General features: G+C 34.9%; 18 protein-coding genes. 16 read left to right on the forward strand and 2 right to left on the reverse strand.

Annotated elements, in window-relative coordinates:
• Positions 1–12: 12 nt before the first annotated feature.
• From EC501_RS04835 to EC501_RS04855, 5 genes are all read left to right on the forward strand, one after another.
• A complete protein-coding gene (locus EC501_RS04835) occupies positions 13–1,323 on the forward strand; it encodes a GntP family permease (protein WP_122971171.1) in 1,311 nt (436 codons plus the stop codon).
• Positions 1,324–1,343: 20 nt separating this feature from the next.
• Positions 1,344–2,279 (forward strand): 3-hydroxyacyl-CoA dehydrogenase family protein, encoded by a 936-nt coding sequence (locus EC501_RS04840; RefSeq protein ID WP_122971172.1) that lies wholly within the window; start codon positions 1,344–1,346, stop codon positions 2,277–2,279.
• A 151-nt stretch (positions 2,280–2,430) separates the two neighbouring features.
• The gene (locus tag EC501_RS04845; RefSeq protein WP_122971173.1) at positions 2,431–3,120 is read left to right on the forward strand and encodes a CoA transferase subunit A; all 690 of its coding nucleotides are present in this window, start codon (positions 2,431–2,433) and stop codon (positions 3,118–3,120) included.
• A complete protein-coding gene (locus EC501_RS04850; RefSeq protein WP_122971174.1) occupies positions 3,107–3,757 on the forward strand; it encodes a 3-oxoacid CoA-transferase subunit B in 651 nt (216 codons plus the stop codon). Before EC501_RS04845 ends, EC501_RS04850 begins: the two co-directional genes overlap by 14 nt.
• A complete protein-coding gene (locus EC501_RS04855) occupies positions 3,747–5,021 on the forward strand; it encodes an MFS transporter (protein ID WP_241559275.1) in 1,275 nt (424 codons plus the stop codon). The genes EC501_RS04850 and EC501_RS04855 overlap by 11 nt, the downstream gene beginning before the upstream one ends.
• Before the next feature lie 57 nt (positions 5,022–5,078).
• On the opposite strand, the gene EC501_RS04860 is transcribed toward EC501_RS04855, so the two are convergent.
• Positions 5,079–6,473 carry a hypothetical protein gene (locus EC501_RS04860; protein WP_122971175.1) on the reverse strand — a complete coding sequence of 465 codons (1,395 nt, stop codon included), beginning with the start codon at positions 6,471–6,473 and terminating at the stop codon, positions 5,079–5,081.
• 362 nt (positions 6,474–6,835) lie between these two features.
• On the opposite strand from EC501_RS04860, the gene EC501_RS04865 reads away from it, so the two are divergent.
• From EC501_RS04865 to EC501_RS04915, 11 genes are all read left to right on the forward strand, one after another.
• Positions 6,836–7,855: a CapA family protein gene (locus EC501_RS04865; protein WP_277749709.1), complete on the forward strand. Its 1,020-nt coding sequence runs from the start codon at positions 6,836–6,838 to the stop codon at positions 7,853–7,855.
• 111 nt (positions 7,856–7,966) lie between these two features.
• A complete protein-coding gene (locus EC501_RS04870; protein WP_122971177.1) occupies positions 7,967–8,176 on the forward strand; it encodes a hypothetical protein in 210 nt (69 codons plus the stop codon).
• A gap of 55 nt (positions 8,177–8,231) precedes the next feature.
• Complete coding sequence (locus tag EC501_RS04875; RefSeq protein ID WP_122971178.1) at positions 8,232–9,125, forward strand: alpha/beta hydrolase; 894 nt, start codon at positions 8,232–8,234, stop codon at positions 9,123–9,125.
• Between the two features lie 113 nt (positions 9,126–9,238).
• Positions 9,239–10,249 carry a VanW family protein gene (locus tag EC501_RS04880; RefSeq protein WP_122971232.1) on the forward strand — a complete coding sequence of 337 codons (1,011 nt, stop codon included), beginning with the start codon at positions 9,239–9,241 and terminating at the stop codon, positions 10,247–10,249.
• 250 nt (positions 10,250–10,499) lie between these two features.
• A complete protein-coding gene (locus tag EC501_RS04885; RefSeq protein ID WP_158599667.1) occupies positions 10,500–12,500 on the forward strand; it encodes a methyl-accepting chemotaxis protein in 2,001 nt (666 codons plus the stop codon).
• A gap of 136 nt (positions 12,501–12,636) precedes the next feature.
• Positions 12,637–14,202, forward strand: a complete 1,566-nt coding sequence (locus tag EC501_RS04890; protein ID WP_122971180.1) for a spore germination protein — start codon at positions 12,637–12,639, stop codon at positions 14,200–14,202.
• Positions 14,199–15,308, forward strand: coding sequence for a GerAB/ArcD/ProY family transporter (locus EC501_RS04895; protein WP_122971181.1), 1,110 nt, complete (start codon positions 14,199–14,201; stop codon positions 15,306–15,308). The genes EC501_RS04890 and EC501_RS04895 overlap by 4 nt, the downstream gene beginning before the upstream one ends.
• The gene (locus EC501_RS04900) at positions 15,305–16,426 is read left to right on the forward strand and encodes a Ger(x)C family spore germination protein (protein ID WP_122971182.1); all 1,122 of its coding nucleotides are present in this window, start codon (positions 15,305–15,307) and stop codon (positions 16,424–16,426) included. Before EC501_RS04895 ends, EC501_RS04900 begins: the two co-directional genes overlap by 4 nt.
• A 124-nt stretch (positions 16,427–16,550) precedes the next feature.
• Complete coding sequence (locus EC501_RS04905) at positions 16,551–17,495, forward strand: VanW family protein (protein ID WP_241559276.1); 945 nt, start codon at positions 16,551–16,553, stop codon at positions 17,493–17,495.
• Between the two features lie 170 nt (positions 17,496–17,665).
• Positions 17,666–18,508, forward strand: a complete 843-nt coding sequence (locus EC501_RS04910) for a DMT family transporter (RefSeq protein ID WP_122971183.1) — start codon at positions 17,666–17,668, stop codon at positions 18,506–18,508.
• Between the two features lie 169 nt (positions 18,509–18,677).
• Positions 18,678–20,261, forward strand: a complete 1,584-nt coding sequence (locus EC501_RS04915; RefSeq protein ID WP_122971184.1) for an amidohydrolase — start codon at positions 18,678–18,680, stop codon at positions 20,259–20,261.
• Positions 20,262–20,308: 47 nt separating this feature from the next.
• Here the strand turns inward: EC501_RS04915 and EC501_RS04920 are convergent, their stop codons facing one another.
• Positions 20,309–21,229 (reverse strand): oxidoreductase, encoded by a 921-nt coding sequence (locus EC501_RS04920; protein ID WP_122971185.1) that lies wholly within the window; start codon positions 21,227–21,229, stop codon positions 20,309–20,311.
• Between the last annotated feature and the right edge of the window lie 14 nt (positions 21,230–21,243).

Genomic DNA, 21,243 nt, shown 5'->3' on the forward strand with positions numbered 1-21,243 from the left:
AGGTGAATAGTTATGTGGAGTTTAATTATTATTATCCTTTCGTTAATTTTATTAGTCGTTCTGGCAATGCGCGGATTTACTATTATTATCATTGCACCTGTTGTTAGTTTATTTGTCATGATTATGAATAATATGCCGATATTAGAAACTTTCCAAAACGCCTACATGAGCGGCTTTACAAATTATGTGAAAAATTACTTCCTAATTTTCTTATTTGCTGCGATGTTCGGTAAGTTTATGGAAGAGTCGGGTGCAGCTCGAACAATTGCTGAATATTTACTTAAACTGTCAGGGCGAAAAAGTAAGTTACGAGTTTTAGTGACAATTATGTTCATTTGCTCTCTTTTAACTTACGGTGGGGTTAGCTTATTCGTAGTTATCTTTGCAATTTTACCAATTGCTAAACCTATTTTTAAAGAAATGGATATTCCATGGCACTTATTTATTGCTGCCTTCTTCCCAGGAATAGCAACTTTCACAATGACGATGCTACCTGGAACGCCCGCTATTCAAAATATTATTCCAATCTCTTATTTAAATACTACCGTTACTTCCGGTGCTTTAATCGGGATTGTTACAACTATTGTCATTATCCCAATCCTTATCTGGTACTTAAATTTCGCATTAAAACGGGCCGAAAAACGCGGTGAAACTTATTTAAATATGAAAAACCTTGAAGAAGCTGAAAATGAACTGGCAAAAGATAAGTATGCCAATAAAAAACTACCAAATATCGTGTTAAGTTTAATTCCACCAGCTTTATTACTTATCCTTTTAAATTTATTTAAACTTGAAGTGCTTTACACATTAATGATTACGGTTGTTGCAAGCGCCATCATCTTTTGGAAGTATATTGACAAGAAAAAACAGGTGGTTAACATTGGCGCAACAAATGCTGTCTTACCTATTATTAACACATCTGCTGATGTAGGGTATGGGGCAGTAATTGCAGCTACTTCCGGTTTTGTTGTTTTTCAAGATATTGTGACAAATATTCCTGGTAATCCTTTAATCTCTTTATTTATTTCCACTAACTTATTAGCTGGTATTACTGGTTCTAGCTCAGGCGGTTTAGCGATTGCGATGGAAACTTTAACGGATCTTTATTTAAAATTAGGGGTTAATCCTGATGCCTTCCATCGAATTAGCGCAATTGCTTCTGGTGGATTAGATGCACTTCCGCATAACGGAGTTGTTATTACCACTTTAATTGTAGCTGGTTTAACCCATAAAGATGCTTATAAACATATTTTTGCAACTTCTGTCGTTATACCTTTAATTGCTGCAATCCCTGGTCTACTTGTCGCTATTATGTTCTATTAAGATCGTTGGAGGTTTGTAGAATGAAGAATATCGGTGTAATTGGTGCAGGTACGATGGGTTTTGGAATATCCTTTTATTTCGCTATTCATGGTATTCCTACACACGTTGTTGATATATCAAATATAGAATTAGAAAATGCAAAAGAAAAATTGAAAACCTATTATCGACTTTTTAAAGAAAATGGATTTCCTCTTCCATTTAGCGAAAAGGAAACGACATCTTTCTTATCCTTTTCTACTGAACTAAATCATCTAAAAGATGCGGATGTAATTATTGAAAGTGCATCAGAAAATCTATCATTAAAACAAGAATTATTTAAACAATTAGATAGTATCGCAAAAGAAGAAGCTATATTAGCTTCAAATACTTCCAGTTTGAAATTATCCGATATCGCCATATACGTAGAAAAACATCGTAACCGATTATTGTTAACCCATTTCTTTAACCCAGCACAGATTGTCCCATTAGTAGAACTACTCCCATTAGAAGAAACGTCCACACAGGTCGTAAATGACATGAAAACATTTTTTGAATCCATCAATAAAACACCTATTATCATCAAGTGCGAAGTACCTGGTCTAGCTGCCAATCGAATGCAAGTCGCTCTAGCTCGTGAAGCGTTATCCCTGTTAGAAGATGGTGTCCTGTCAAAGGAAGATTTAGAGAAAACTTTATATGATGGTCCAGGTTTTCGGTTTGCTGCAAGTGGACTACTAAAAATTATCGATTTTGGTGGATTAGACGTTTGGTCATCAGTGTTACAAAACTTGCAAAAAGAAATCGAATCTGAAGTAAGGGAATTTACCATTATAAAAGATTTAGTGGGAAATAACGCGCTAGGTGTTAAAAGGGGAAAAGGATTTTTTGAATATCCGAACAAAGGATTTGACGAATTTGTCCTTCAACGTGACTCAGAATTATTAAAACATTTGATCAATACTCATTATAACCGATGAAATAGGGAATGTGACCCGTTATAAATTAATAGGACAAGCCCATCTATTAAGAAAAGCAATTTTCCTTAATTTTATTAACCGATTAGCCGATTGTCTCAGTCGGCTCTTTTCATATGTTAATTATTATTTTACGAGTGGAAGAGGGGAAACGATGAAACAAAAAGTTTTAGAAGATCCACGTCATTTAATCTCGCTATTTAAAGACGGTCAAAAAATTTTAGCAGGCGGATTTGGTATTTCCGGCACTCCTTTAACGATTATCGATATGATTGCAGAATCAAAGGTAAAAGGATTACATGTTGTCAGCAATAATTTAGGGGACTATGGAATGGGGCTTCACCAACTATTTATTCGAGGCCAAATTGAAAAGGCAATTGGATCCTTTTTTACGATCAATCGTGAGGCAGTAGTTGCTTGGTCAAAAGGGGAATTAGCTATCGACTTGTTACCTCAAGGAACTTTAGCAGAAGCCATTCGTTGTGGTGGGGCAGGGATTGGTGGATTTTATACGAAAACAGGGGTTGGAACAGAATTAGCAAAGGGAAAAGAAGAGCGAGTTATTGATGGGGAACGTTATATTTTTGAAAAAGCAATAAAGGGTGATATCGCGATTATCCGTGCCAAAAAAGCAGACAAATTAGGCAACCTCGTTTATCATATGACAGCCCGAAACTTTAACCCTATGATGGCTACTGCAGCAAATATTGTCATTGCAGAAGTCGATGAAATTGTAGAAATAGGTGAAATTGATCCGGAACAGATTGTTACACCCCATGTATACGTTGATTATATTATCCAAACCGCTTACAAGAAGGAAGGAAATCAATATGTCAAACAATGATGTACGTTACAAAATCGCAAAACGTATTGCACAAGAATTAGAAGATGGGCAAGTTGTCAACTTAGGAGTTGGTATTCCAACATTAGTCAACGCTTTTATCGAAAAGAAAGAAGTCTATTTACAAGCTGAAAATGGTCTATTAGGAATTGGGCCACCACCAACTATTGATCAATTAGACATCGATTTAATTAATGCGAGCAAAGAACCTGTAACGATTGCAAAAGGTGCTTCTTTTTTTAACAGTGCTGATTCCTTCGCTATGATTCGTGGCGGACATGTGGACGTTGCGGTTTTAGGAATTTTACAAGTTGACACTACTGGTCAAATTGCGAATTGGGCAGTACCGAACCAGCCCATCCTTGGTGTAGGAGGCGCTATGGATTTAGTAATTGGCGCTAAAAAAGTAATTGGAGCAGCAACGTTGTTTACGAAAGATGGTAATTCCAAGCTTGTTAATACATTAACTTATCCGATTAGCGGAATACGAACCATTGATCTGCTTGTTACTGATTACGCTGTTTTTTCCTTTGAAAATGGTGAAGTCTTCGTCAATGAAATATTTATTGATATGCCCATTGAAAAATTAAGTGAAAAGATTGGCATCACATTAAAATGGAGGGAACTAATTGACAAATGATGCTATTATTAAATCCATTACACGGAAGCGCAACATAAGAATTTTACCTTTTATATTACTCTTATATATCGTCGCTTATTTGGATCGTGTCAATATGGGATTTGCCGCATTGGAAATGAATGCGGAATTAGCATTAACAGCTGAAGTGTTTGGCCTTCTTTCAGGTATTTTCTTTATCGGTTACTTTTTCTTTGAAGTGCCAAGTAATATGATTATGCATAAAGTTGGTGCCCGTGTTTGGATTGCTCGTATTATGATTTCTTGGGGCATCATCGTCATTTTAACCGGATTTATTCAAAATGCTACCCATCTTTATATTCTTCGCTTTTTACTAGGCGTTGCAGAAGCAGGTTTCTTTCCAGGAATCATTCTATACCTTACTTACTGGTTTTTAGAAAGGGAACGTTCCAAGGCAACGGCAGTATTAATTTTAGCGCTTCCTATTGGGGGGCTAATCGGTGCCCCTGTTTCAACTTGGATTATCGATCATATAACATGGGCAAATTTATCAGGCTGGCGTTGGATGTTTATTTTAGAAGGAATCCCCGCATTAATACTTGGGGTGATAGTGTTGTTTTATTTAACAAACCGTCCTCGTGAAGCTAAGTGGTTAACAGAAGAAGAAAAAAATTGGATTGAACAACAATTAGAGATCGAAAGAATCGCTAGTAGTAAAATGAATAAACCGACGAAATGGACAATGCTAAAAGATTTAACTGTTTGGAAACTATCTGCCTTTTACTTTGCAGCCTATACAGCCATTTATGGCTTATCTTTTTGGATTCCTACTATCATTAAATCATTATCAGAAGTGCATACTACTAATTTAGAAATCGGTTGGTTATCCATGTTACCTTCATTAGTCGCAATTCCTTCTGCATTATTTGTTGGTTGGAATGCAGATCGAACAGGAAATTTAAAAAAGCATTTAATTATCTGTTTAATCATTGCTATGGTTGGATTTATCGGCTGTGCCATCGTCACATCCGTGACACCTATGGTTATTTTATTATCCCTTACATCCATCGGTTTATATGGATTTACAGGATGTTTCTTTGCCTACTTAACCTTTTTCTTTACGGAATCAACTGCCCCTGTCGGAATCGCTTTAGTGAATTCATTCGCTGCTCTAGGAGGTTTTGTCGGTCCGACGATTCTAGGTATGTTTACTTTAACTTCTGGCATGTTCCTTTTAGCGGGTATATTATTAGTAGGCATTTTCATTTTACTTACAATGAAACGAACTCGTGAAATTAGTACGTAATTAAAAAGGGAAAACAATTTAAAGGTGGGCTTTTATCAAAGAGGCCCACCTTTTTATTTAAATTAAAAACATCGCTACAATTGTTGTTACTACTAATCCGACAATAACAGGAATAAGATTTCTTCGGGCAAGTTCAAAGGGACTTACATTACATATTGCAGCAGCTGGAATTAAAGCCCAAGGTACAAGGGTACCACCGCCTACAAAAATAGCAGCTATTTGACCTAAAGCAGTTAATGTAGCAGTGCCATCACCAATGGCAGTGCCAAATAAACTACCGATTGAACCTGCCAACGTTATTCCTGAAAAACCAGAACCGTCTAATCCGGTAATCGCACCTACTGCTGTTAGTGTTACGGCTGCTATTTCTCCTGTTAACGGGACAACTGAAGCTAGGGCAATACCTAAATCATTTACAATCCCTTGGGAATCATTTGGTAAATACTCGCCAATAATCGTTAAAAACCCGGAGTCTCCTAAATAGAAGAAAGCCGCAATTGGGATGACCGGACCAAATACTTTAAAACCAAATTGAAAACCTTCTATTAAGTAGCTCGTTGTTTTCTCCAACCCTTCATTTTTATGGGCAAAGAGAGCTAATAATATAAGAATGAAGACTGTCGTACCACCAATAAGTGCTGTTGCATCCCCGCCAGAAAGATTAAAAAGGGACATTGCCACGACATCTAATATGAAAGCAAGTGGGATTAATAAAGCAAAAAATTTTCGTTGTCCAATCGTTAATAAATTTTCATTCACTTTTTCATCCTGTTTTTCCTTATCAAATGTACCAACCATTTCAATTTTTCCGCGCTTCATATCCCGACGCAACATTATAAAGGCAACAACGGTCGTTACTAACCCCATGACGATCACTAACGGAATACTTGCTGACACGACGTCGGATACAGGTATTCCTGCTGCATCAGCGGTTAATTTCGGAGCACCTTGGATAATAAAGTCACTGGAAAGGGCAATTCCATGACCAAATAAATTCATTGCCACCGCTACTCCTAATGCTGGTAACCCAGCGCGTATAGCAACAGGAAGTAAGACTGCTCCAAGAAGTGCAACGGCTGGGGATGGCCAGAAGAACCATGAAATGATCATCATTAATATCCCAATCGTCCAAAAACCGAGGGTCGGATTTTTAATGACTTTTGTAAACGGGGCAACCATCACTTCGTTAATGCCGGTTTTCATTAATACCCTGCTCATTGCGACGATAATCGAGATAATCAAAATCGTCGATAACAGTTCTTGTATTGCAAAAATAAAGCTGTTAAAAACTCCACTAATGGATGCCGTAAAATCTCCAGTCGCAACAATCGCAAGAATAAAAATGCCTATAATACATATTAGCGTTGTATCGCGACGTTTTACCATAAATCCGATAATCAATACGATAAATACAACATAAATCCAATGAAGTGCGGACAATTCTACATTCATTCGCATATCCCCTCAATTCGTTTAACTTAGAATATGAGGTAAACGTCTAATGGGTGAGCGTACAACTTCATTGGAAGGGAAAATAAATTAAACAACCAACTCTGAACAAAGAATCAAAATTCATGAGCACCCTTCAAATATTTGTAAAAAAATAAAAATGATAATATTTGGTTATTCTATAGTTAAAGTTTCGTATTCTATTTAAATGGGAGGTATCATCTATTTTTAAAAGATATTTTTTATTTATATTCATATTACTTTTAGTTTCTTGTGCCGAAAACAACATATCGAAACAACCTTTAGAAAAACAAGAACAAGTTACACCTCCAATTCAAAAAGAACCTGAAATTTATACTGCTACTATTAACGCATTAGGAGATATTTTAATACATGAGCCAATTTACCAAGAAGCCTACATTGGTAATAATCAATACAATTTTTCTGACATGTTTGCACAAGTAAAACCATATTTAGAGAAAGCAGATATTACGATAGCAAATAGTGAAAGTATTATTGGTGGCCAAGAAATTGGGCTTTCAAGCTACCCACAATTTAATAGTCCATACGAAATAGGGGATGTTTTAAAGGAGGTAGGTGTTGATGTAGTCAACATGGCTAACAATCATACATTAGATCGTGGGGAAGAAGCTATTCAAAACGCTACAAATTATTGGAACAAACTTGGAATTACTTATATTGGAGCTTCGACAAGTTATGATGAAGCGGAGCAAATCAAAACATTAACGGTTAATCAAATTACATTTTCCTTTTTAGGTTACACTTATGGTACTAATGGACTCCAAGTACCTGAAGGAAAAGACTATTTAGTCAATTATATTGATGAAGAAAAAATGAAAAAGGATATAGAAAAAGCAAAGGAAATTTCGGATATTATCGTCCTAAATTTACATATGGGAGATGAATATAGCCGAAATCAAAATGAAGATCAAGAAAAAATAGCCCAGTTAGCAGCTGATTTAGGTGTCCATATTATTTTGTTCCATCATTCCCATGTACTACAACCGGTGAAATGGTACATAGGAAATACCGGAAATCAAACGTTTGCCATTCATTCTCTAGGCAACTTTTTATCTTCTCAAGACGAACTTTATCGACAAATTGGTGCTTTACTCGAATTAGATGTGAAGAAAACAATTACTTATGATAAAGAGGGAAAACCAAATACAACTGTTGAAATCAATCATCCTAAATTGCTGCCTACTTATGTTAAGTTTCAAAACTGGAGGAATTATGAGATTATACCATTATATTTAGTAACAGAAGAGCAATTGCCGAATGCGAAAATGATTTATGATGAAATAAAAACCCATATGTCTCAATACGTAACTAATCTCCAATTTATTGAATATGCATCGAAATAAACAAATACAACCAAGTCCAAAAGAAGTGATTCTTTTGAACTTGGTTTTTCTATGTGTAGAGATCTCATCATTGGATAACATAATGAATAAGAAATGATGAAGGTGGTTAAGATGAAGGAATTTAAAGTGACATATTTTTTTGATGAACAACATTATATTAGAAGATTTATACATGTGGAATCCCAAGAAATGGCCGAACAACTCATCCAAAGTGAACGGGATCAATATATTTCCTTTACTGATAGTAGAGGCATTTATCATGAATTAAATACAAAAAATGTCCGTGTCATACAAATTTCTGAATACCATCGTAAGAAGTAATTTAAACTTATCTGGTTATAAAAATACATAGGAAAAAGCTGAAGGGAGTTAAATTATGCCGTTACATCATTATATTGAACAATATTTCCAGCAACATCCAGAAGCAAGACAAAAGGGTATTCAAATTAAGTCTAACGAAAGAAAACCAAGCGTATTGAAAGTGGAAGAATCTTTTATTCAAGCGATGGCCAATCACATTCCAATTCGAATATATACGCCAGATGAAGAAGATGATTATTATCCACTTTTCTTATTTTTTCCGGGAGGTGGATTTATTAATGGTGATATAAATAGCTATGATACGTCTTGTCGATTGTTATCATCCCTTTCCGGATACAAAGTCATCGTTATTGATTATCGTTTTTCTCCAGAATACCCCGCACCTGCTGCTTTTCAAGATTGTTATGTTGCAACGAAATGGGTTGTAAACCATGCAGAAGATTTTGCAGGACGGTCCAACGATATTGTGGTTGGAGGTCCTAGTGCGGGAGCTAACCTTGCTACGATGGTCGCTTTAAAATCGATCATTACAGGAGAATTTCAACTTGCGAAACAAGTACTGCAATATCCAATTACCGATCTTGACATTCAAATAAAAGGAAGCGAATATCAATCAAGGGAACTGTATAATGGAAAATACGGAGTGGATATTACGAAAAGCAATGCCCATTTCATACAACATCAACAATCCGATATTCCTTGGGATTCGCCTATTTTTGTAGAAAAAAAATATTTAGCTCAAATGCCGAAAACGTTAATCTTTACTGCAGAATATGACCCCCTTTGTGATGAAGGGGAATTATATGCAGATAAGCTCAAAGAAGCGGGCGTTCAAGTAAGACTCGTTCGATTTGACGGAAATATACACGGATTTATGCAAAGCTTCCCAGGTTCACCTGACTATATGCGCGGTTATGATATTACTGCTGAATTTTTAAATAGTGATTAATTGGAGTAGTACGAAACCTGGAATGAGGATTCGTGCTACTTTTTTAGTTATATGAATAACCTACGGATGCCTTCATGAATACACTAGGGAGATATTTCGGTGTAATGAAGGGGATGGGTGTGAAAAGATTATTTATAATGGTTATTATATGTTCCCTTGCTTTAGTTGGATGTAGTGAAACTTTTACGAGTAAGGAACAGTTAAAAGAACGAATCGTTGAACTAGAACAAGAAATAGAAGAGTTGGAAAGGGAAAAGGAACAGGGAGATGCTGCTGAAGAGATAATAGAAAAAGGAACTTCTACAATTCAGTTAGTCGACCCATCATCAAAGGAAATCATTTATTCTTTTACACCTAAAGAACTCGGATATAATACAAATAAAAATTCCGAAAGATATAAAAAGGAAATTGAACAGTTAGCAAAGGAATTAGCTCGTGGTACCGACAATAAACGAGGATATGACCAAAGAATGGTACTGGATAAATTGAATGAAAATGGGGAACTCGTGAAAGGAAAACCACAAGTCATTTTAAAGGAAAAGGAACTTGTGGAAAAAATATTAGCTGCATCTAATACAGGTGGGAATGTTGAACTTCCAATTTATATTACCGAATCAGGTTATAGTCAAACCGAAATCGCGGATTTAGATAACGTTGTGATTGCTTCTTATACGACTTATTTTAATTCATCTGATGTAGGACGATCATCTAACATCAAACTTTCAGCGAATGCGATATCTCATGTAATTGTCGGAGTAGAAGATATTTTTTCCTTCAACATAACCGTTGGCCCTAGAACAAAGGAAACAGGCTATCAACCAGCATTAGAAATTGTTAACGGTGAGTTTGAGATGGGGATTGGGGGAGGTATTTGCCAAACCTCTTCAACACTTTTTAATGCGGTGGATCAATTGGGGGTACATTACGTTGAACGACATCATCATTCAATTGATATTGGGTATGTTCCTAAAGGAAGGGATGCGACCGTGTCGTACGATTCATTAGATTTTCGCTTCCAAAATACAACGGGAGTTCCCTTTATGATTCAAGCTACTACTACTAAAGATTCTATTACGATAAAGCTTACCACTTCAGAAAAGTATGCTGATCTTTTAAAAAACTAAAAAATGAAATCGATAGACACTACTATAATTTAGTGTCTATTTTTATTGGGTTAGAACTATAGTCCTTCATTTTCCATTCATTTTAATTTTCGATTTAGTATGAATGCTCTAATAATATCTTTAATTCCTACTATTTTCATTATATAATGTATTTGGATAATTAGTAGGAGAAAGGATGGGTTTCCAAATATTTTTTCCTATTCATACAGGTTATCTAATAAATCATGATGATCACAAAGGGGGAAAAGCTTTGAAAAAAAAGAAAAAACTAAGAAAAGGTACAGCGAGTATACGTATTAAATTTATTAGTGCATTTTTACTGATATCGATTGTTCCTTTATTAGCAGTTGCTTTCTTTATACAAAGCAACAATAGTTCAATTCTCATCGATGAAGAAAAAGATGCTATGCACAATCTTGTATTAAATAAAGCTCAATCCATTGATGATTGGTTTAAGTCCCAAATGTCAGAAATGGAGATTGCAGCTTCTACTGATGTTATGAAGTCAATGGATCCGGAACGACTCATTCCCTATATTACGTTTTTAGAAGATCGTTCTGATATTTTTGAAACGATGTATGTCATAAATCGAGCTGGTACTGTGATTGCCCATACAATGAAAGATAGTATCGGTCAAGATTATAGCGATCGTAGCTATGTACCTACTGCATTTGGTGGAAAATCGGTTTATTCAGAAGTATTGACATCAAAAGTGACAGGGAATCGAATTGTAGTTTCTGCAACTCCGATTAAAGATGATCGAGGAGTCATTGTTGGTATATTAGCCGGTTCAGCAAACTTTGACTTATTAGTAGATACATACTTAAACAATGAAGAAACATCCAATATGATTACCTTAGTAGATCAACAAGGATTTATACAAGTTTCTCCAGAAAAGGATTTTGTCGGTAAGAATATAAAAGAACTAAAAGTGGATGGCTTTAATAATATTTTAGAAAACAGTAGGTCGGATACAGGGATATCGAGTTTTTCCTATGACGGTGAACAATTTATTGGTACATATGCACCAATCAAGACTACTGGCTATGGATTAACAATTTATACACCAGAAAATAAAGTTTTAGCCGTTTCTAATTCTGTAAAAAACGTTAGCTTATTGATGATTGGAGCAGCTGCCATAATCATTATTCTCATTTCCATTCTGATTGTAAGAAGCATTACGAAGCCTATCCTGACAATTGCTTCTCGAATGGATAAGGTTGCTTCTGGAGATTTAACTGTCCAAGAGGTGGATTTAAAAAGGCGTGATGAATTTGGTCAACTTGCCAATAACTTTAACGTAATGATTCAAAATATTAAACATTTAGTTTCTGAAATAAATATTGCTTCCAATAAAGTTCTTTCATCATCCGAGGAATTATCTGCTAGTTCGGAGGAAACCGTTCGAGCAACTGAACAAATTGCAGCTTCTATTCAAACGATTGCATCGACTACCGAAACACAAGCTAATTTCACTGAAGATGCAAAATCCGTTGTGACGAATATTTCAAACGGTATTTTAACGATTACCGATAATATTCAACGAACAAATGCACTTTCAAATGAAGCAGTTTCTGCTGCAAATTCGGGTACAAATGTAATTGCGAATACGGTTAGCCATATGACAACAATTGAAAATAAAACAAATACAGCTTCAACAACAATCAATGGTTTAGGAAAAAAATCATCCGAAATCAACGATATTATTTCAGTTATAACTGGTATAGCAGATCAAACGAATTTACTTGCTTTAAATGCAGCTATTGAGGCTGCAAGGGCAGGGGAATATGGAAAAGGTTTTTCTGTTGTGGCAGACGAAGTTCGAAAATTGGCGGAACAATCTAGTCAAGCATCCGGACAAATTAGCCAATTGATTAAAGAAATTCAACAAGAAATCACACTTTCGATTTCAGCTATGAATGAAGGGAATATCGCTGTAAAAGATGGTAAGAAACAAGTTGAACGAGCTGGAATTGAATTTGAACATATTGCTCAATCGGTTCATAAAGTATCCGACCATATGAAAGAAATATTGGAAGAAAGCGAACAAATTAAAAGCGTCTCAGAAAAAATGGTCAAAGATATAAAACATATTTCTGAAATTTCAATGGAGGCATCAAGTAATACACAGGAAATCGCCTCTGCATCGGAACAACAAAACAGTTCTATGGAGGAAATTGCTGCATCTGCTGAAAGCTTAGCCTCTATGGCAGAAGAATTAAAAAACATAGTAAAAACATTTAAAATTTAATAAAAAAAACGAAGCAACCTTTTCGTACAAAACACGAAAAGGTTGTTTTTTAATTACGGTGGAATAAAGGAAAAATAGTATATTTTAACACTTTAAGGACAATTCTATTTATAAGATAGAAATTGGAGAGAATGTTATGTTTAAAAAGATACAGCAAAAAATCCTACCAAATGAAGAAAAACCTGAATATAATCCACCAAAGATTCCTGTTCCACCGTTAAAAAATGATTTTATCAATGAATTAAAAAAAATTATTCATTCTCCTGCTGATTTAGTTATTCGGTTTGTCACAAACAATATTACCATTGCATTTATCGATGGGTTAATTGAAACTCAATCATTAGATGACAATATTCTAGCGCGATTTGAAGATACATCGGATGAAACACCCAGTACCCTTCGAGAAAGAATTTCGATTCCAGAGGTAAACGTATTTGACGAAATGATCCAATGTATCGATGAAATGTTAATCGGTGCTGTTTTAATTCATATAAATGGACATCCGCAAGTTGTCCTTGCCAAAATTCCTTCTTACGAAAAGCGTAGTTTAGAAGCCCCAGAAAATGAATCACAAGTAATTGGGACACAAGTTGGTTTTAATGAGAGTCTTAATACAAATATAACGCTAATTCGAAGATTTATTACAAATCCAAATTTATGTAATGAGCACTTTACCCTTGGAAAAGAAACAAGAACTTCTGTTTCTGTTCTGTACATTCATGGCATTGTAGATGAAAAACATGTCAATACGGTTCGTCAAAGAATTAAAGATCTTGATATTGTGGATTTAATTGATAGTGCGATATTAGCGGAATTAATCGATGACAGTTCCAGCTCTATCTTTCCACAAACCCTTTTAACTGAACGCCCTGACCGTTTTTGTGATGGCTTATTAACAGGGAAAGTTGGAATTATTGTAAACGGGAGTTCCATGGGAATTATTTGTCCATTTAGCTTTTTAGAATTTTTCCAAAGTAGGGAAGACCAAAACTTACGTTGGCCAATCGCTTCCTTTATACGATTACTCAGATTTGCCGCTATCATCGTTTCGATTTTTTTCACACCCATTTATGTGGCTTCTTTAACATTTCATTATGAAGTTATACCACAACCAATGTTAGTTCCTTTAAGTGAATCGAGGGCAATTGTTCCGTTTCCGCCCATTATAGAAGCACTATTTTTAGAATTAGTTATAGAACTATTAAGGGAAGCTGGAGCTCGACTTCCAACTAAAGTCGGACAAACAATCGGTATCGTAGGCGGTATTGTTATTGGAACAGCAGCAGTTCAAGCCGGTATTACAAGTAATATTTTAATTATTATTGTAGCACTAGGAGCTTTAGCTTCCTTTACAACACCAAACTATATGATGGGTAACGTAATTCGAATTATACGATTCCCAATCATTGTGTTGGCAGGTTTTTGGGGATATTACGGAATTATGCTTGCGTTCTGTTTTTTACTCATCCATTTATTAAAACAATCAAGCCTAGGAGCACCTTACTTAGCACCATTTTATCCGCCTAGATTAAAGGATTGGCCGGATAGTATTGTTCGATTGCCTTTGCCCTTTATCAGTCGTCATTCGGTGAATTCTAGAAGTCGGAAAGAGATTGAAAAAAGCAAAAAAAAGAAGAATACAAAAAAACAAAGACAAAATTCAAATTTAACCCCTGAAAACAAAGAGAAGGTGATAGAGTGAAAAAAACTCTTTCGATAAGTGAAAGTGAATTAATTAATGCACCCCTTCTCTTTTTTATTATCAATGCCTGTCAAATTGGGGTTGGAATTCACGGATTTCAAAGACTGATTTACCAAGATGCAAAGCAGGATGCTTGGATATCCGTCATCATAAGTTTTATTTTTGCCCATTTTATAGTATTCATCATGATTAAAACTCTTGAAATGTTTCCGTCGAATGACTTATACGGGATCCATCAGGAAGTCTTTGGAAAATTTATAGGGAATTTTTTTAATCTTATTTATATTTTCTACTCCAGTTTCGCCTTTTTAGTTGTTTTGAAAAATTACATTGAAGTGATTAATGTTTGGATATTTCCCAACTTATCAGCGACTTTTTTAGGTGCTTCACTACTTATGATTGTTATTTATGCTTTTAACGGTGGGTTTCGAGTGTTAGTAGGAATCTGTTTTTTTAGTTTCATCTGTACGTTATGGGTACCTTCCATCCTATTTATCCCGATGGAGTATTCTGAAATTAGTCAACTTCTTCCATTATTTGATAATCATCTAAAGGACATTATTAAAGGGGCGTACGCGATGACCTTTACGATTATTGGATTTGAAATTATTAATATTGTTTATCCCTATGTGAAAGAAAAAAACAAAGTCCAAAGGTATGTTCATCTTGGTTTATTTGCGACATTACTTCTTTATCTTTCCATTATGTTAATCTCCCTTACTTATTTTAGTGGCCCCCAATTGGAAAAAACAATTTGGGCTACATTAAATTTATTTAGTATTATAAAATTCCCCTTTATCGAAAGGGTCGAGATTATCACGATTTGTTTATGGATGATTATCATATTGCCTAATTTATGTCTATTTGCATGGTCTACACACCGTGGCGTTATTCGTATGGTGAACATTAGTTCGAAAAAATTCATATGGATTTTTTCAACGGTTATGTTAATTTTCATTTTATTTATTAAGTCACGTAGTCAAATTAATCATATCAACAATATTTTTTCACATTTTGGTTTTGTTGTTGTATTTGTTTACCCTTTGTTCATTTATTTGATGGCATTAATACGAAATAGTTTCTTAAAAAGGAAGCGAACGAATTGAAAAAGAAGAAATGGTTTTTACTGTTCGTCATTGCATGCTTAATTCTTACTGCTTGTACTGAGTACCGAGTTCTTGAAAGAATTAGTTTAGTAACACTTATTGGTTATGACGTCGAAGATGGTGATGTGACGGCAACCTCAGTTGTTCGTCAAATCAATCCGGAATTTGAGAGTAGTATCGAAATTCATTCTGAAACAGCCGAAACGAGCAAAGGAACAAGGGTTAAAACAGATTTACAATCAGCTAAGAAACTAATGGCTGGACAACTGCGGGTTACTTTGTTTGGTGATGATTTAGCAAAGGAAGGCATTGAGGAAGCGATTCATACCCTTGCCATGAATTCCGAAATCACTACAAGTATTTATTTAGCGGTTGTAGATGGTAAATCAAAAACTTTATTGGAAGGACAATATCCAAACATTGCAGATGTAGGGCAACATATATTTAATTTAATTGATCACAATATTAATCAACAACAAATGATTTCTTCCACTTTACACGAAGTAGTACGAGATATATATGCTTCATTTCGTGACTTTGCCTTACCAAAAGTAAAAAAATCTGGTGAATATATTGATATTAGTGGAATTGCTTTATTTAAAGATGGGAAGATGGTAGGTTCACTCCCAGCTTCCGATTCCTTTTATGTATTATTAATTCGAGAAAATATTAATGACGGGACCCTTCAACTCGTTTTACCTGGAGAATTAGCAGAAAGTTCTAAAAACCCACCAAATTATCAACCGGAAGAACTCCCAATAGCTATCGATGCAATTAAAACAAAAAGGGACTTAAAAATAATTAATGAAAATGAAATCGATTTAAGCATTTCGTTAGATTGCCGACTATTGGAAATTCACTCCAGTTTGGCGATCAGTGATAAAAAAATTACAGAAAAAATTGAAAAGGAAATTAATAAAAAAATCGAATCAGAAATAGAAAGAATTATTAAATATAGCCAAGAAGTAAATTCAGACATTTTTGGTTTTGGTGAACATTTCTATGCCTTTACAAGAAACTCCAAACTTACAGAAGAAAAATGGAGGGAAATATATCCGAATTTAAAAGTAAATGTAAAAATAGATACAGAAATTATCCGAAGCGGTGTATTTGAGTAATAAAACATCTGATAAATGGCATTATCCATTTATCGGGTGTTTTTTCATTTCATATTCAAAGTTATTTTGGGAACGATAAATAAAGATACATATTTTAAATAATGGTGAGGTTGGGTTTTATCATATGAAAAAACAAAACGTTTGTTTAATCATTCTATTTACACTTTTGTTTTGCTTTAGTGACATGAAAGTATTAAAGGCAAATGAATTCGATTTATTTCAAGATGAATTAACAGATGGAAAGACAATAACGGTTATTGATCCAGATACGAAAATCGAAGTAAAAAAATTTACACCAGATATTTATCAAATCGTAACCAATTTAGAATCCTACCGTAAAGAAATTGAAAGGTGGGTTCATGAATTTGCCCATGGAACTCAAAGTCAAATCGGTTATAATAAGCCGATGATATTAGATCGAATCGATGAAAAAGGGAACATTATAAAAGGCAGACCGCTAACAACCGTTAATGAAAAGGAACTTATTGAAAAAATTTTACACCTTTCATTTTCTGGAGGTATTGTAGAAGTCCCTATCATTTATACAGAGAGTGATTATAGTGAATCGGACGTTCCCCATTTAAATGAGGTAGTACTCGCTTCTTATACGACCTATTTTAAAGCTTATAATTCCGGTCGAAGTAAAAATATCGAGCTCTCTTCAATGGCAATTAATAATGTTATTTTAGGACACGGTGATATTTTTTCTTTTAACTCTGTCGTCGGTCCAAGAGATGTCGCATCAGGCTATCAAATGGCACCAGAAATTATAAGAGGGAAAATGGTCATGGGAATTGGTGGAGGGATATGTCAAACATCTTCTACTTTATTTAATGCCATCGACCAATTGGAAATGAAAATCCTTGAACGCCACCACCATTCTAGAGATGTTGGTTATGTACCGAAGGGAAGGGACGCTACCGTCTCTTTTGGGGGACTGGATTTTCAATTTCAAAATACTACAGGGATTCCACTTATCATTAAAAGTTATTATCAAAAAGGAGCAATTACCGTTCAAATTAAAACTTCAAAGGAATATGAACAAATTTTAAAAAACGAATTTAGCTAAATGAATTTTTATTAATACCATTTATAACTGTGGGCTTCCATCGATGTCATGGAAGAACCCACAGTTTTTTAATTATTCATTATTATTTTTATATTAAAACGAAAATCCTATTGTAAAATAGTAGTTTTTCGTAATAGAATGAATTCAAATAAATAGAGAGAAGGATTAACATGTGGATTGTTGCAGCATTTATTACGATGATCTGTTTTGGTACGAATAACATGATTTTTAAATGGAGTACGACGAACGGCTTATCTAAAGTACATATTCAATTTATTTTTTATTTAATAGCTTTTATCATAACCGCTTCCTATGCGTTCATTACCGGAATCCATCAAATGAATATAATTACAGTTGTATTAGGAGTAATCATTGGAATTTTAAATGCAAATGGTAATATTCAAATGTCGAAAGCATTCGAAAAGGGACCTGCAAGTCTTACTTCTCCTTTAGTTAGTGTTAATACGATTATCCCAATATTAAGCGCGGCCATCATTTTTAACGAACATATTACGATTTTACAATGGGTTGGCATTATCATCATGCTTGGATCCGCAGTATTAATCCAATATTCGCCCCAATCGAATGGAAACAATAGTATACAGTACATGCCGTGGTTATCTCGAATTTTATTAGCCATTTTCTCATTTGGAATTTTAGGAATTTTAATGAAAACCTCTTCTTATTTACATATCGATTCATTAAATACGTTAATTTGCATGTATGGCGGAGGCGCCCTCTATTTGTGCATCAATAGCTTATTCGCGAAGGAAAATTGGCAAAAAGCAGAATTTAAATTCGGAACAATAGTCGGCTTACTTAGTATATTCGGTTATAGTTGTTATTTTTTTGCATTAAATACTGGAACGGCAAGTATTGTTTTTCCGATTGTTAGTTTAAGTTGTTTAGTCGTAGTATTAGGAGGTTGTTGGCTCTTTAAGGAACGATTGCGCTCCTACCAAGTAATCGGCGTATTATCAGCTGTGTTAGGTATCATTTTGACAAAAATTTAAATAATCCCTCTCATAAGTAACATCTTCATATTTTTGAAGGTGTTTTTTTATTGAAATCAAACAGAATAAAATCGAAATTAACTTGAGCATTCCCACATTCAATTGCATAATAAAATTAGAAAGAAAAGGAAAAAACAATAAATGGTTAGAATAGGAGGTCGTGATAAAAATGAAAAAGCTTTGGTATGGTGGTACTATCTATACGATGGAAAGAGAAGGGGAAACCGTTGAAGCAGTACTTGTAGAAGATGACAAAATCGTTGCCGTTGGAACAATGGATGAACTAAAAAATCAGGCAGACGAACAGATTGATTTGCAAGGTGCTGCTATGTATCCGGGATTTGTCGATAGTCACTTACATATTTTATTTCAAGGAGAAAAGCTCCTTCGTTTAGATTTGTCAAAGGCAACATCTGCAGAGGAAATGCTGGAATTAGTGAAAGCGGCTGCACAAACTACCCCTCCTGACAAATGGTTATTTGGGGAAGGTTGGAATGAAAATAATTTCGTAGATAAGCGAATTCCTACGATAGAAGAATTAGATGAAATTCGAAAAGAACCGATTCTTTTAACCCGTGTATGCCACCATGTAGCATTAGGAAATACTGCCGCACTTAGAGCTGGAGGAATCGATCAAACAACACCTTCCCCATCTGGTGGTGAAATTGGTCGAGATGAAAATGGCAATTTGAACGGCCTCCTTTATGATCAAGCAACGAACCTTGTTTCAAATGCTATTCCAAAAGAAGGAGATAGCTATATTCAATATTTAGTCGATGCGTTAAATTTATCCATTGATGATATGTTATCGAAAGGGTTAACGGGTGGTCATAGTGAAGATATGAGCTACTTTGGAAAATTTACGAACCCTTTAACTGCTTATGAAAAAGTAGTGGGTGAGAAACATCATTTTCGTGTAAACCTATTACGACATCATGCGGTTTTTGAAGAAATGATGGAGTCAAATGTACAATTTGATGATCCATTTATTGAACCCGGGGCAATGAAAATTTTTGTAGACGGAGCGTTAGGTGGTTCAACAGCTGCATTAATCGAACCTTATGCAGATAATCCGAACAATAAAGGACTATTTATTCATACCGATGACCAATTAGAAAGTTTAGTGAAACTTGCACGAAAATATAATGAAGCCATTGCGGTTCATATTATAGGAGATGCTGCTGCTCAACAGGTATTGAATGTAATCGAAAAATACCCTGCTCCAAAAGGAAAACGGGACCGATTAATTCATTGTTGTATTTTAAACGAACAATTAATTCATCGTATGACCAAATTGCCTGTAATTTTAGATTTACAGCCCGCATTTGTACCTTCTGATTTCCCATGGGCAATCGACCGACTCGGTGGAGAAAGATTAAAATATGCTTACGCATGGAAGACATTAATGAACCGAGGTTTAATGTGTGCAGCAGGGACAGATGCACCGGTTGAAGATATCGATCCAATCGCTACAATTTATGCTGCGGTCGAACGAAAAAAACCAACTGATGACCATGATGGATACCTTCCTCATGAAAAATTAACACGATTTGAAGCAATACGGGCTTATACAGTTGGCAGCGCACAAGCAATCGGTAAAGAAGAAGTGCGCGGGTTAATTAAAGCAGGATTTGATGCAGACTTTTCTATATTTGACCGGGATTTATTGAAAGGAACTTCGGAAGAGATGTTAAAAGCAAAAGCAGTCCAAACGGTTGTTGCTGGTCGAATTGTATTTAAACTTCCTCTATAACAGGTAAAATCTCCTCTGTGTTTCGCGGCAGAGGAGATTTTTTATGTTTAAAATAAATATTTCACTCCTGTTAAACTTTCAGAAAGTAACCATAAATTTGATGATACATTTTCATCAAATAACTCATCTAATATATTTAGTTCCGTCGGATAACCTTTTATTCCTTTTTTACCATCTGGTCCAATATATTCTCCGCCCCTTACAGAAGGTTCAGTAGCTGCATATAAAATAGGGTAAGCCCCAGCTTCCGCGCTCTGTCCAATTAATTTCAAAGAAGCTCGTGTTAATCTTCTCGTTAATTTACGTGATCCTTTACCAAATAAATACGTTTGGGCAATACCTGGATGACAAGCTATACTTTTTGAGTCTATATTTCGGGATCGGAAACGATATTGAAGTTCTTTTGCAAAAAACATACAAGCAAGTTTACTTTGTCCATAACTTTTAAATTTTTTATATTTCGTTTTCGTTCCGGTAAACTCTTTAAACTCTGGTTTTTGTTTATGGGCTGCTAAACTACCTAATGAAATGACCCTCGAATCCGGAGTAGCGATGATTCGATCTAATAGCAACCCTGTTAAGGCAAAATGACCGAGGTAATTTACCCCAAATTGGGATTCGAATCCATCCTTCGTCACACGATAAGGAGGAACCATAATTCCTGCATTATTAATTAACATAGATAAAGAACGAAATTTTTGTTTAAATTGTTGTGAAAATTCTCGTATACTAGCTAAATCATTTAAATCGAGTTGTAAAACATGTACATCAGCATTAGGGAATTCTCTTTTAATTTTATCGACCGCCTCAAAGCCTTTGTTTACGTTACGAACAGCGAGAACTACCGTGGCATAATTTTCAGCCAAAGCTAAACACGTTTCATAACCAATCCCACTGTTAGCTCCAGTGACAATTGCTACTTTTCCTGATAAGTCACGAATATTTGATTTTGTCCATTCCCTAGTCATTTATCACACACTCC

This window comes from Lysinibacillus halotolerans (assembly GCF_003711845.1).
GTDB lineage: Bacteria > Bacillota > Bacilli > Bacillales_A > Planococcaceae > Ureibacillus > Ureibacillus halotolerans.

What these genes read in the sequence shown, in the direction of transcription:
- EC501_RS04850 (WP_122971174.1), top strand. Translation starts at nt 3,107, where the DNA reads ATGTCAAACAATGATGTACGTTACAAAATCGCAAAACGTATTGCACAA.
- EC501_RS04890 (WP_122971180.1), top strand. Translation starts at nt 12,637, where the DNA reads ATGTTTAAAAAGATACAGCAAAAAATCCTACCAAATGAAGAAAAACCT.
- EC501_RS04920 (WP_122971185.1), bottom strand. Translation starts at nt 21,229, where the DNA reads ATGACTAGGGAATGGACAAAATCAAATATTCGTGACTTATCAGGAAAA.
- EC501_RS04915 (WP_122971184.1), top strand. Translation starts at nt 18,678, where the DNA reads ATGAAAAAGCTTTGGTATGGTGGTACTATCTATACGATGGAAAGAGAA.
- EC501_RS04905 (WP_241559276.1), top strand. Translation starts at nt 16,551, where the DNA reads ATGAAAAAACAAAACGTTTGTTTAATCATTCTATTTACACTTTTGTTT.
- EC501_RS04880 (WP_122971232.1), top strand. Translation starts at nt 9,239, where the DNA reads ATGGGTGTGAAAAGATTATTTATAATGGTTATTATATGTTCCCTTGCT.
- EC501_RS04860 (WP_122971175.1), bottom strand. Translation starts at nt 6,473, where the DNA reads ATGAATGTAGAATTGTCCGCACTTCATTGGATTTATGTTGTATTTATC.
- EC501_RS04845 (WP_122971173.1), top strand. Translation starts at nt 2,431, where the DNA reads ATGAAACAAAAAGTTTTAGAAGATCCACGTCATTTAATCTCGCTATTT.
- EC501_RS04835 (WP_122971171.1), top strand. Translation starts at nt 13, where the DNA reads ATGTGGAGTTTAATTATTATTATCCTTTCGTTAATTTTATTAGTCGTT.
- EC501_RS04840 (WP_122971172.1), top strand. Translation starts at nt 1,344, where the DNA reads ATGAAGAATATCGGTGTAATTGGTGCAGGTACGATGGGTTTTGGAATA.
- EC501_RS04875 (WP_122971178.1), top strand. Translation starts at nt 8,232, where the DNA reads ATGCCGTTACATCATTATATTGAACAATATTTCCAGCAACATCCAGAA.
- EC501_RS04910 (WP_122971183.1), top strand. Translation starts at nt 17,666, where the DNA reads ATGTGGATTGTTGCAGCATTTATTACGATGATCTGTTTTGGTACGAAT.
- EC501_RS04870 (WP_122971177.1), top strand. Translation starts at nt 7,967, where the DNA reads ATGAAGGAATTTAAAGTGACATATTTTTTTGATGAACAACATTATATT.